General features: G+C 36.4%; 7 protein-coding genes, 6 pseudogenes and 1 riboswitch. Of the genes and pseudogenes, 4 read left to right on the top strand and 9 right to left on the bottom strand.

Annotation, left to right across the window (positions count from 1 at the left end; translation table 11 throughout):
• Positions 1 to 6: 6 nt before the first annotated feature.
• From FG383_RS08340 to FG383_RS21625, 4 genes and pseudogenes are all read right to left on the bottom strand, one after another.
• Positions 7 to 894: a beta-keto acid cleavage family enzyme gene (locus FG383_RS08340; protein WP_142606809.1), complete on the bottom strand. Its 888-nt coding sequence runs from the start codon at positions 892 to 894 to the stop codon at positions 7 to 9.
• Positions 887 to 2,221, bottom strand: a complete 1,335-nt coding sequence (locus FG383_RS08335; protein ID WP_142606807.1) for an MFS transporter — start codon at positions 2,219 to 2,221, stop codon at positions 887 to 889. The genes FG383_RS08340 and FG383_RS08335 overlap by 8 nt, the downstream gene beginning before the upstream one ends.
• 159 nt (positions 2,222 to 2,380) lie before the next feature.
• Positions 2,381 to 2,517: riboswitch (Lysine riboswitch) on the bottom strand.
• A gap of 752 nt (positions 2,518 to 3,269) precedes the next feature.
• A complete protein-coding gene (locus FG383_RS08330) occupies positions 3,270 to 4,004 on the bottom strand; it encodes a polysaccharide deacetylase family protein (RefSeq protein ID WP_142606805.1) in 735 nt (244 codons plus the stop codon).
• Positions 4,005 to 4,310: 306 nt separating this feature from the next.
• A pseudogene (locus tag FG383_RS21625) lies at positions 4,311 to 4,412 on the bottom strand (cupredoxin domain-containing protein); the annotation flags it as partial.
• Between the two features lie 761 nt (positions 4,413 to 5,173).
• Here FG383_RS21625 and nhaC point away from each other — a divergent pair.
• Together nhaC and FG383_RS08315 are read left to right on the top strand one after the other, a co-directional pair.
• Complete coding sequence (gene nhaC, locus FG383_RS08320) at positions 5,174 to 6,592, top strand: Na+/H+ antiporter NhaC (protein ID WP_142606803.1); 1,419 nt, start codon at positions 5,174 to 5,176, stop codon at positions 6,590 to 6,592.
• On the top strand, positions 6,589 to 7,455 hold the full coding sequence (locus tag FG383_RS08315) for an MBL fold metallo-hydrolase (RefSeq protein WP_142606801.1): 867 nt from the start codon (positions 6,589 to 6,591) through the stop codon (positions 7,453 to 7,455). The genes nhaC and FG383_RS08315 overlap by 4 nt, the downstream gene beginning before the upstream one ends.
• Positions 7,456 to 7,677: 222 nt before the next feature.
• Here the strand turns inward: FG383_RS08315 and FG383_RS08310 are convergent.
• Both FG383_RS08310 and FG383_RS08305 read right to left on the bottom strand, forming a co-directional pair.
• A pseudogene (locus tag FG383_RS08310) lies at positions 7,678 to 7,958 on the bottom strand (transposase); the annotation flags it as partial.
• Between the two features lie 296 nt (positions 7,959 to 8,254).
• Positions 8,255 to 8,563, bottom strand: coding sequence for a hypothetical protein (locus FG383_RS08305; RefSeq protein ID WP_142606799.1), 309 nt, complete (start codon positions 8,561 to 8,563; stop codon positions 8,255 to 8,257).
• Positions 8,564 to 9,182: 619 nt separating this feature from the next.
• Between FG383_RS08305 and FG383_RS08300 the strand changes: the two are divergent.
• A pseudogene (locus FG383_RS08300) lies at positions 9,183 to 10,370 on the top strand (IS110 family RNA-guided transposase).
• 479 nt (positions 10,371 to 10,849) lie between these two features.
• Here FG383_RS08300 and FG383_RS21275 read toward each other — a convergent pair.
• Positions 10,850 to 10,963, bottom strand: a pseudogene (locus FG383_RS21275) (cupin domain-containing protein); the annotation flags it as partial.
• Between FG383_RS21275 and FG383_RS21270 the strand changes: the two are divergent.
• A pseudogene (locus tag FG383_RS21270) lies at positions 10,951 to 11,381 on the top strand (transposase); the annotation flags it as partial. The pseudogenes FG383_RS21275 and FG383_RS21270 overlap by 13 nt on opposite strands.
• A 407-nt stretch (positions 11,382 to 11,788) precedes the next feature.
• Here the strand turns inward: FG383_RS21270 and FG383_RS21265 are convergent.
• Together FG383_RS21265 and FG383_RS08280 are read right to left on the bottom strand one after the other, a co-directional pair.
• A pseudogene (locus tag FG383_RS21265) lies at positions 11,789 to 11,923 on the bottom strand (tRNA-dihydrouridine synthase); the annotation flags it as partial.
• A 53-nt stretch (positions 11,924 to 11,976) separates the two neighbouring features.
• Positions 11,977 to 13,026 carry an enoyl-CoA hydratase/isomerase family protein gene (locus FG383_RS08280; RefSeq protein WP_246096912.1) on the bottom strand — a complete coding sequence of 350 codons (1,050 nt, stop codon included), beginning with the start codon at positions 13,024 to 13,026 and terminating at the stop codon, positions 11,977 to 11,979.
• Positions 13,027 to 13,042: the final 16 nt, after the last annotated feature.

The raw sequence follows: 13,042 nt of genomic DNA, 5'->3' as shown, positions 1-13,042 counted from the left end.
CCTTTATCAAATATATTGTTTAGCTTGTATTTTTAATTTTTCTCTTGCTTCTTTCGGTGAAAGGATACGTGCACCCATACGTTCAACGATTTCTTTCGCATTTTCTACAAGTTCCTCATTTGTAGCAAGATGGCCTTTTCCTAGATAAATATTATCTTCTAAGCCCACACGAACATTCCCACCCATTAGTACAGATTGGGCCACCCAAGGCATTTGATTACGTCCTATTGAAAAGGAACTCCAATTTACGTTTGGTGGTAATGCATGTAACATAGCAATCATATTTTGTTGTGTCGCTTCTGCACCATATGGCACGCCCATGCATAATTGGAAGGTAGGGTAATCCTCAATAAGACCTTCTTTCATAAGTTGTTTTGCTTGCCAAATATGTCCTAACTCAAATACTTCAATTTCTGGTTTCACCTGTGCTTCTAATAACCCTCTAGCAGTTTCACGTAACATATCCATCGTCGCAATATACGATGTTGTAGCGTAGTTCATTGACCCACAATCTAATGTTGTAATTTCAGGTTTTATTTTTACAATATGTGCAATTCTTTCTGCTGGCGTAATCATATCGGTACCAGGTCCACCTACAGATGGGTTCTCTGGGTCTGGTACAAAGTCAGCTCCCATACCTGCAGTGATGTTAAGAATCATATCTACACCACTATCACGAATTAATCTTGCTGTTTCTTCATATAAACTTAATTCTTTACTATAGTTCTTGGTTTTTGGATCTCTTACGTGAACATGAACTATTGCAGCTCCTGCTTTTGCCGCCTTCACAGCAGAATCAGCAATTTGCTGTGGTGTAACAGGTACGAATTCACTCTTATGAGCAGAATCACCTGATCCTGTTAAAGCGCATGTGATAATAACATCATTATTCATTAATTTGACCTCCTACTATTTGGTTTTGGATATTAGTAACATCCATAGATGCCACATTATTGGTTTCTGTTTTATCTTTCTTTTGAATTTTCACAATCATTCTATCCGCAATAAAGGCTATTATTGCTCCAGCGACAGCAACGCCTATGAAAATTATAAATATCATTCGAAAACCTGGTAATCCCGGGTTTGCATCCATAATTCCTCCAAACAACGTATAGATAAATGCATCTGGTATGAAACCAATAATAGAAGCCACTCCCACAACTGTACCGACCATATATTTTGGTGTCTCCAGTTCGTCTACTACTGCCCAGTACACACCTCGTAATCCGAAAGCAAAGAATCCTAATGCTATAACGATAAAAATCATTAAGAATAAGAAAGTTGGATTACTAGGAATGATCATTAAGAGAATGGAAAGTAGCACTAAAGAAACAAAAGCAACTTTCATAATTCCAGTCGATTTTCCTTGTTTTTTGGAAATACTCCCAAAAAGAGGGCCTGATATGATTTTCGCAGCCTCCCCTCGAATCGCGGAAACAGTTCCAGCCATTGCAGCGGTAAGACCAAATGCAAACTCTAGATATGGAGTTAGATAACTTGTACCTGCTGCGAAAATATAAGTTGTGAAGATGATACCAGCCAATATCCATGTTGTTGGTACTTTTAATACGGTAATAATTTGCATCGCTGTAACTTTTCCGACATCATTATCTTCGGAAGCTATATCTGGTAACATAAAGAACATTAATACACCAGTCAAAATACAAAAAGCACTAATAATTTGTATAACAAGTGCTAAATCACTTGATGCAGCACCTAATAATTGATACAACCACAAACCACCAATAGTAAAGATGATTCCTATAACCCCTCTACCACCTTCTAACCAACCAAACATTTCCCCTTGTTCTTCTGAAGTACTCATTACGTTGACCGCTTTAATATAAACCGACCAGAAAGTTAAAACGGTTGTGAGCCCCCATAAAGCATGTATTGCTAAAGTGACAGGATATGGCGGAAAGGTTGCAAAAATAAGTCCCAATATACCAGTAGATACCATGGAGAAGGTCAATAATTTTCTGGTAGAAAACTTATCAGCAATCCATCCACCTGGTAAATAACAAATTAAATTTACAATCCCGTAAACAGATGCTAGATTTCCATAAGCAAGATTATTTCCTACTAATCCCAATGCCTCTTGCAATGGTGTGTAATAAGAAAATCTAAAATAAGGTAATGAATAGATTGATGCTCCTGCCATCATTAAGATGATGAGAATTAAAAACTTACGCTTTCTTGAGAGATCTACTGCAGTTAACATAAATTACCCCCTGAACCTAATTTTATCTATTCTATGCAAACTCCATTGCGCGCCAAAAAGACTTTGCATAGATTAAATACAGCAAATGTTGTTAAAGGTTCTAACAACTCCCAAGAACAAAAAAGGAGGCTATATTTCAAATCTAGGCAAAACCTAAATGAAATAAATAGCTCTCCATATATAAAATATGACAGTGAATGTAACTCTACTCACATCCACCTAGTTGGAATCCAACTATCGGCGATAAAAACCTTCATCCTCACGGACTACCCTTTTAACGCACCTCTATTTGTTATATTCAATTTTTAAAATGTAAACGCTTTATTTAATGTAATTATAATTACGAGGTTATTACATGTCAATACAAATTTTACGAATATTCTTAATATTATTTTATAGCTTCGCAGAATTATTTCAGAACTTATGAAAGGTAGATATATGACTGATTTTACCTCTACGATTGAATCGTATGCTATTACGGAGATATCAATCAATTAGCTGAAATATCGCTAATTGTTAGAAATATGAAAAATTCAGCTACTTTGTCAGTACATACGACCCTTGAATAAGATGAGAAGCGTATCGTAGATTGGATGCTTGCCGCTTTTTTCTGCAATCGGATTCCGGATCATTCGAGCCGATTTTTGGAGTTTGTTGGTACTTCTTTCCCAACATTTTGGTTTGGTCTCATTCTCATCAATATCTTTTCTTATCGCTTGGAACTGTTGCCTTCTATGGGCAACAGCAGTTTTCTACATTTGATTCTTATTGCCTGTACATCAGGTATTTTGTTGGTAGCGATATACACAAGGATGCTACTAAAACTAAAAGTCACTATCAAATTTTTAAACAATTACGACCTTATCTCATTATTCCTAGCAAGAGAGTACCATTTTTAACAATTGTTTCCTATCCTTCAAAAACTTTGCTGCGTTAGTTCAATAAGAAAAAGAGTTACCTATGGCAACCCCATGTTCTTACAAACACTAATAACCAATTTCCCTTGGCTCCAAAAGAAAAAAACAATTAACTGGTATAGTAATCGCCTTCATTCTCCGTCAACAATCTTTGCAAAGTCATCAAGAGTAGTTGAATACTTGATATAGATCCGTGGTAAAAGATAGAATTCATCTTTTATTCCCTTCTCAGAAAATAGTTCAGGAGTTGTCGTAAGTCCAAACAAATAGTATTTCTTCGTTTCTGCAACGACCTTGTTACTAAAATTTCCGTATGGATACGCAAGAGCATTAACTGGTTTGCCCGTTATTTTTTGAATTTTATCTTTAGACCCTTTCAGTTCATATTCAAAATTATTTATTTTCGTCAAATCAGGATGTGTAGCAGTATGAGACTGAATTGAGATGATCCCCGACTCAACCATCATTTTTAAATCCGATTCCGATAATCGGTTGGAGCGACCGATAAAGTCAGAAATAACAAAAATAGTACCAGTAGGTTTAAAACGGTCGTTTTTCAGTTTTTGAAAGATATCAAATGCATTCAGATTGTTTTTGTACCCATCATCAAAGGTAATGAAAATGGGTTTGTTTACTTTATAAATGTCTTGCCATCGATCAAAAGTTAATAATGTGTAGCCATGGTCTCTTAGATAAATCATTTGTTTCTCGAAATTCTTCGGTGTTACATATAACTCCTTAGAACCATGCTCTTCAAATTCGTCTATCGAATGATATATTAAAATAGGTACTTTACGTTGCGCAAAAACTTGTGATGGAAGAATTAATATAAGAAGACATAGGAAAAACATTGCAACCTTTTTCATAAAACTCCTCATTTCATTTTTATTACTTTTCAATTTATTGTTCCTCAAAAACATAGGACTATTATGATTTCTCCAACATCGATTCCATCTACCTATTCACTTCATTTCTTTAGTACTATTAACACTAGTGAATATGGAAAAAAATTTTTTTCTCACCTACCTCTTTACTTTACAAAAAGTGAGCATTTCCCTTTTTAAGGGAACATTCGTTTGTGGAAGAAAGTTAGCTGTTATGATGATGTCTGGGTAATAATACATAAGTTACCTTTGCCTATTAAAAAAGCAAGGCCCGATTGGCCCTGCTTGTTATTTAACTGTTACTTTTCCAACCATTCCTTCCTGTAAATGGTACCAATATATCAGATCATATGTACCACTTTTTATTGGTTTCACGGTAATGTTTTTTTCTGCTTTTCCAATTCATAAAATATTATCACATTAAATTAGGTTCCAACGTGCTTCAAATAGTAACTCTTTTATTTGAAACAGTGACAAAAAAAGATCGACTCTTATGGCGATCTTCTGGAATCAATTCTTCTACAATCAACCTACTGCCTTAGTTTAACAAGTAAAAAGAGCCATATAGAAGCTCAACGATCTTTCAATAACGCACTCGTTAATTGAAAAAATTAATCGATATCAACACGAGCCTTATTATTTCACATCCATAAAAACCTTTATCTATTAATCATATTAATGGTTTTAAACACTTAAATGACCCATTTTTTCAATTCTAACACTTGACTTCAAATCTGAACATGATATAATTCAAACCACTAACTTTTGCGCAAAAGATAATAGTAAAAAAATTAAATATATTTGAGAGATGGTCTAGTAATCATATTGTGAGCAGCAAAAAGAGACTGAATGCGTGGTGAAAATTCAGGCAGCAATATGTATGAAGTACGCCTTCAGTTATTCTCAAACTACTAATGAAGTGGATGACCCGTCCAAAAACGGATCATCAATTAGGGTGGTAACGCGGAGAACTCCTTCGTCCCTTTACAAGGGATGGTAGGGGTTTTTTTGTATTCATTTTTACCTAACCTTATTCACCAGTCACTTAAGTAAGATTGTTGAAAGAATGTAACCAACTACTAACAATGATGTGCAAATCACACCACCCATATTTGAATTAGGACAAATCCAACTTTAAGGAGATACAATAAATGAAAAAGGAACTATCTTTTGTAATGTCAATTATCCCCATACTTACATTAATCATCTCGGCCGCTTCATCGATATTATTTTGGAAGGCTGGAATGCATATTCCCTTAATGATTGGAGTCATCGTTGCCGCTGTCATTGCTATGATTTCTGGTTGGAGTTGGCGTGAAGTAGAAAAAATGATGGTCAATGGGGTATCCCGTGCATTGCCCGCCGTTTTTATTTTACTGATTATCGGAATCATTGTTGGAACTTGGATTGCAAGTGGCGTTATCCCAACGATGATTTACTATGGTCTATCGATTATAAAACCGTCACTGTTTGTGCCGCTTGTTGCTCTAATAACTGGAATTGTATCAATTACATTAGGAAGTTCGTTCACTTCAATTGCGACTGTTGGGCTTGCTTTTATGGCGATTGGGGAAGGACTTGGTTTTTCTCCAGGGCTTGTTGCAGGTGCCGTCATTTCAGGGGCCTATTTTGGTGATAAATTATCACCTTTGTCTGATACGACAAACATCGCTCCTGCCATGGCAGAAACAGATTTGTTTAGTCATATTAAGCATATGCTCTGGGACACGATTCCTGCATTTGTCATTTCAATTATTCTGTATTGGTTTCTAGGTAATTCTGTCCTATCACTCAATACTGCTGATACGAGTGAAATTGATTTGATTATCAAAGGACTGGAAAGCGTCTTTGTAATGCACCCACTGCTGTTACTCATGCCAGTTTTCACGATCTTATTAATGATGAAACGTGTACCTGCTATTCCAGCGTTAGCAATTGTAGGGTTTTTAGGTGCGGTACTTGCAGTGCTTGTTCAAGGGGTTACAGTTTCCTCGATTGTTCAAGTAATGACGAGTGGATTTTCAGTGGACTCGGGTGTGGCTTCAGTGGATTCACTGCTTAATCGTGGTGGTCTCATGTCCATGCTAGCCACAATTGGACTGTTAATCCTCGCGACATCCCTTGGGGGAATTTTAGAAGAAACTGGCTCTTTTGAAGTGTTAACGAGAAGAATGATGGAGAATGTACGCTCAAGTGGAACATTGATAAGCTCGACAATCTTTTCTACTTTTGTCGTTGCATTTGCAAGTGGCGCCCAATTTTTAGCGATTATTTTACCAGCAAGGACATTTGTTAAAACGTATAAAGAGATGGGGATTGACACAAAAAATCTTTCGAGATGCGTTGAAGCAGCGGGCACAGTAGGAATTAACTTAGTTCCATGGAGTGTCCCGGTCATTTTTGCAGCAGATATTCTTAGTGTCAGCCCAGGTGAATTCATCCCATTTGCTTTCTTAGCATTTCTCGTCCCGCTCATCAATATCATTTTCGGTTTCACTGGCTGGACTATTACCAAGAAAAAATATAATGATAAAAATGAAATAAATACTAAAGGAGAAATATCATTATGAACGAAATAATTTTACATGTGTTAGGAACAGCACAAGACGCAGGCCTTCCGCATCCGAATTGTTTTTGTAAAAACTGTGCTGAGGCAATCAGCAATCCGGAGTTTAGACGCTCTGCGGCTTCTTTAGCAATTGTACTACCCCAAGAGAAGACTTGGCATTTGATTGACGCAACACCAGATTTAAAAGAGCAGATGGCAAGAGTACAAATCAAACACAAGATGCAAGGTCAACTAATGGCTAGCATATTTTTGACTCATGCTCATTTAGGCCATTACCCCGGATTATTGTTTTTAGGAAGAGAAGCAATTGGTGCAAACAAGGTGCCTGTCATGGCAGGCACGAAAATGAAGAAAATGTTAGAAGAACAAGCACCTTGGAGCCAACTAACAAAACTTCGCAATATTGACGTGCAAGAAATTAGTGATGGACAAGCAATTGCGGTTTCGCCTCATGCCACAGTTACACCTGTTAATGTCCCTCATAGAAATGAATTTTCAGAGACATTTGCTTATTGGATTGAAGGAACGAAAAGGAAAGTTCTTTACATCCCGGATATCGATCGATGGGAACAATGGGACATGGATATTTACAGAGCGTGCGAAGAAGCTGACATTTGCTTACTTGATGGCACATTCCATTCCGCTAAAGACCTTGAAAAGATTGGCCGTGATTATCGGGAGATCCCTCACCCGCTTATGACAGAAACAATGGATCGATTACAAAATTTAGTTGAACGAACTGAAATTTATTTCATTCATCTTAATCACTCGAATCCCGCTATCGATGCTGATAATACTATTAGAAATGAGATTGAGCTTAAGGGCTTTCATATCGCAGAGGAAGGAATGGAGTTTTCTTTATAATAGAGGGCGATGTAAATATTGGAACTTATGTGAATCAAATATCTATAAAATGTTAGAGGGAAAATATAAAGAAGTAGGACAGACAAATTATTCGGCATGTTCTACTTCTTACATTTAATTTATATGGGCACGTGTGTTGATTTCGTAGAATTCTTATTCAACTAAACCAGCTAATAGGATGTCAATATTTTTCTTTAAAATTACTATTAATCTTATGTTATACTATTTTGTGCATGACAAATAGCCTTCCAAAAACCTTCTGNCATAAACCCAATGAAGCAGTTTGTTAATACAGGCTACTATTGCCACTTTTGCAGGCTTTCCTTCTGATTTCTTCTTGTCATAGAATTCTTTCAGCTTTTTGTTTCTTGAACTTCTGATACCGCACAATACGGCAAGATTTAAAGCATGCTTAATCTACTTGAACCTCGTTTAGTAATATGATTGGTTGTCGCAGTAAACTTTCCTGATGAGTGTACACTAGGATACACTCCTGCAAAGCTTCCTGCTCTGTCTCACTCACCAGTACCCCTATCCTCCATGCAGTATCATAGCTTCGCTTGTTATACGAGATCTATGTCCCAACCAGCCTCAAACATGTTTCTACAAATAGAGGGTGGACAGTTTAGTTCACGGGGTCACTGTCCCACGCACCGGTACGTCCTACCCTGGCTACTGATATATTAAATCCTATAAAAATAAGGTCAACCAGTAAAAACTGGTTAACCTTATAATACGAGAAAGCACCCGTTTGTTAAAAATATAAGGAACACCTTGAAAAATAAAGGTCATTCTATCTTTATAAACTATTTAGAGCATTTGATATTTCCTTAATAATTTCTTTGTGTACGTAAAGATTCCAAATAATAAAGATGGAAAGGAATAAAAAATATACTGCAACATACAATTTAACATTTTTTCTTGGTATCGAAGGTTTAAAAAATAATAAAAAAATGACTGAAATAAAAAGCGAGAGTATAAAGATAGTAAGTCCCCACATATCATTTGCTTTGTTAATTGATAACATTACTTTTATTGCTTGAATTGGAGAATCCTGCACATTGTACGTTTCTTTTTTTACGAACCCCTCTTCAATCGTTAACATCATCGTTTCTTCATCCAAGTAATAATTATAACCAGTCAAATTGAAGTTGGTCTGCAGTGTTAAAAGAAGTATTGTTATCAAAGAAATATAAATAAATAACGGTAAAAACCTCTTATTATTCTTAGGAATAGCTACCCCTCCTTAACGGCTTACTTTCGACATCCTTTCAAAAATACCTTTTTCATCAACTAACCTACTGTGTTAGTTGATGAAAATAGTGCCACCCCCAAACTTGAGGTAAAGCATCCCTTTGTTCAACAATTTATATATATTAACTTATTCAACAGAATCGAAAAAAACCTTCTTCAACTAAATTGCCCCTTTAGTTCAATAAGAAAAAAAGCTTTACTCCTTCTTGAAGTAAAGCACCCGTTCGTATTATTAGGTCAGCCAGATATTTCTGGTTGACCATTTTTTATAACGATATATGATAGCGTTAGCCGGGGTAGAACGTAAGCACCCGTGGGGCTAATGATCCCGTCAATTAAACAGTTCGCCCCCTACTTGTAGAAACATGATTGAGGCTGGTTGGGACAAAGATCTCGTATAACAAGCGAAGCTATGATACTACATGGAGGTATAGGGGTTACCGGTTAATTGTATGACAAGGAGGAAAATAATGATGAATCCAGTAATTGGTCTGGATGTGGCAAAAGGTGAAAGTCAGGTTCAAGCATTCTTGGATAAAAAGCAACCGTACAAAAAGAGCTTCAAAGTAGCACATACACTTGAAGGGCTGACAATTTTTTTAGAGTTTATTAGAGAAATAGAAGAGGTTTCCGGAGAAAGGCCCCCTATTGTGTTGGAATCCACTGGACATTACCATACACCAGTTGTCCAATTTTTCGAGGACAAAGGATACTTATTGATAATGGTAAATCCACTCATTTCATATCGAGCAAAGAGTTCCAGTTTACGTAAGGTAAAGACGGATATCATTGACGCTCGGCATCTCTGCGAGATGTTCTATAAAGAGGATCTAGAGCCTTATAAACAACGAGTAATCCAGCTCTTAAACCTACGTAATCTTACAAGACAACATGAAAATATTACAGGTATGTAAGTACAAACTAAACTACAATTCCAATCCGTTTTAGATCAAGTATTTCCTGAATACTGTGGGGTCTTTGGAGATTTGTATTCAGACGTTTCCTTACTTTCATTACAAGCATTTCCTACTTCAGAGGAAGTATTGGCAACTTGTGATGAATCAATCGCCAAAAAAATAAAAGAATTATGTAAAAACCGTTCTCAACAATGGGCAAACAGTCAGTCAGAAAAATTAAAGGCTGCCGCAGATCGCAACCCATTCCAGAAAACCTTATACAATAGTCTTATCTTAAGCATGAATATGTATATTAAAATGCTTCTGGAATACAAAAAACATCTATCCGATCTTGAAAAAGAGATAGATGCTTTAGCGAAAAGCATGGAAGAATATAAGATTCTCCAATCCATCCCCGGTATCGGCGAGAAAATCGCGGCAACGATTATTTCTGAGATTGGGGAAATTGATCGGTTTAATCACCCTAAAAAGCTAGTTGCCTTTGCAGGAATTGATCCAAGTGTTTTTGAATCTGGTACATTCAAAGGTACTTTGAATCGGATTACCAAAAGAGGTTCTAGTAGACTACGACATGCCTTATATATGGGCTTTAAAAGTGCCATTCGTGATTGTCGCAAGAAGAAAACGACAGATGAACTCATTCCTCGAAATAAGATGTTACGAGAGTTTTATGATAAGAAACGTGAAGAAGGAAAGCCCTTTAAGGTAGCTGTGATAGCATGTGCAAATAAACTTTTACATTAGATTTATGCACTTTTAAAAAGTAAATCAGATTTCCAAGATCTGGCCTAGTTCTAATATATAACCAAAGAGCTAAACCTTTCCAAACAAAGAAATTTGAAAGGTTATTTGGCATGGACAAATTTAGTATAACATGAACTATTTTTAGTTCTCATTAATTAATATTGACAAACTATTGGCTGGTTTAGTAGAAGAAGAAATACTATTCATTTAACCCTAAAAAAATATTTGTCTGCCTCATTTTTAATCCTCGATATTACTTCGTCTTCATTAAACGCTATAGGCATATCACCATATCGTAGTTGATCAATCATTTCACTTATTTCATACCACACCACTAAATGGAAGGCTTATTTTTTTCTACTGTTTCCTCCTGACAAGAAAACGCCATGTAATAAGAGGTAATCCATGCGTTACAAATAGAACTACTGCTATAAGAAAGGAAACAAATGCCCTTCATATAATATATATAACATTTTATTCTACATATTTTTGCTTTGTTGAAGAAGTTTAGATTCCCCTGAGCGTTCCCATTCTTCCACTGTCTCATATGCCTTTTCAGGAGAATATCCTTTTCCTACAAGAATATTTCTTATATATGGCACCGGAAGAATCCAGTTATCGATCCAAGTTCACTTACAAAATTCCGCAGGCTTCGTCTCAAAGACGAAAGCTTATTAGACTTGCTTATTGGGAAAACAGTTGAAATCGCACTTGAAAAGAAAATCATCAAAAGTAAATCCATTATTGTAGATGCCACGCATACAAAGGCACGTTATAATCAAAAATCACCGAAAGAATTTTTACAAGAGAAATCCCAAAAACACATACCGCCATGAGCGACGAACGAATTATTACCGCTGTGATTGTGACAACAGGAAAAAAAGCGAGGGAAATATCTTCAAGAATTGATTGAAAAAAAGTACACAGACAGGTATGGAAATTGATACAGTAATTGGGGACGCAGCTTACTCTGAAAAGGCAAATATTGAATATACAAAAGAAAACGAAATGGCATCTCAATTACATTTTTATTTACAGCACTAAAAAAGAGAGCAAAAAAACTCCTGCTTTTCTTCTCTAAGGATCCCCTCTCAGAGTCTTGGGCAATTCGAACCTTTTCACTTATTTCATCTCATGATGCATTAGATATTTTTCGTCTTCTTCTTCTCAATCTGTGCTTACTTACAAAAAAAGTGGACAAAGGATGGAGAGTTAGGGATATCCCCTTTTCTCTAATCCTTATCCACACGGTTTGCACAACATTATTTCATGTAGCAATTTTGTGTTTTTTCTTTACAATACAAATTCCAACCACGCGATAGCTTCACGATGTGGTGAATGTAGATCGTGGGCAATATTAGATGTAGTAGAGTCACTTTTCTTTTGCTCATTAAACTTTTTCATACTACTGTCCGGCATCACTTGTTTGCTTCAAAAGTATCAAGCAATGTACTTACTTCATCCGTGGATTTAGTGTTCATCAATTGATTTCTTAATTCACTTGCCCTGCGGAATCCTTTGACAGTTATTTTGAAAAATCGATGAAGCCCTGTAAAAAACAGTGCCAGTCACTCATCCTATTTCGAGTGACTGGCACTAAAGAACGTCACGTTCTAACAAGAGTAAAGTACGCTTCTACATCGCTAGTAGACACAGCTTCTAGTGAATCTGGTTGCCATTTTGGAGAACGATCTTTGTCCACTAGCACTGCCCGAATCCCTTCATAAAAGTCAGCCGTTTTCATAAAATGAATGGCCATGTTCTTTTCCATTTCTAGACATTCGTTTAGTGACCGGCCTTTTCCGTTAATTAATTGTTGTAATGTCACTTTTAATGAAGTAGGCGATTTTGAGAGAAGTGTGTGAACCGTGAGTGCTGCCCACTCATTTCCTACAGAAGCCTCGCTTTGGAGGGATTTCACTATTTCTTCTACTGTTTCATATTGAAAATGGCAATCTATATCTTCTTGCTCAATTGATAACTGTGAAATACTTGGCGAGTTTGAACAATGTGATTGGATAAATTCATTTAGTTCCTGCTGGATGGATTCAGATGACCAGTGCTTTTCTTGCATTTCCATTTGAAACGTCTCCCAGTTACCACTTTCCATGTAATAATCGGCAGCTCCCATATAAATAGTATCACTTGCCTGAACAACCTTTGCAGTTAATGCAAGGTAACGTCCTGTGTAGCCAGGTAATTGATTCAGAAAATGGCTTGCCCCAACATCCGGGAAAAATCCAATGTTCATCTCAGGCATCGCCCATTTCGTCTTCTCCGTTACAATCCGATGTGTCGCTCCAATAGCTAGACCGACTCCACCACCCATAACAATACCGCTCATATAAGCCACAATGGGCTTTGTATATTGATGAATTAATGCATCTAATTGATATTCCGAAGTGAAAAAATTCTCTGCATAGGATACAACGTCGTTATTTTTTAAATCGTAAAATTTTCGCATATCCCCTCCTGCACAAAAACCTTTCTCCCCCTCACCGTATAAACAAATAAAAATTACATCGTCGTCATTTCTCCATTTTTCCAAAGCTTTTGTTATTAACTCAACAACTTCAAGATTGATAGAATTTAATACTTGAGGACGGTTTAATTTTATCCAACCAATTCCATTTTTCACCTCTGTCACAACAACCATGTGCCACACCACCTTC

This window comes from Psychrobacillus soli, from assembly GCF_006861775.1.
In the GTDB taxonomy this organism is placed as follows: domain Bacteria; phylum Bacillota; class Bacilli; order Bacillales_A; family Planococcaceae; genus Psychrobacillus; species Psychrobacillus soli.
This window is presented reverse-complemented; position numbering and strand designations above follow the sequence as displayed.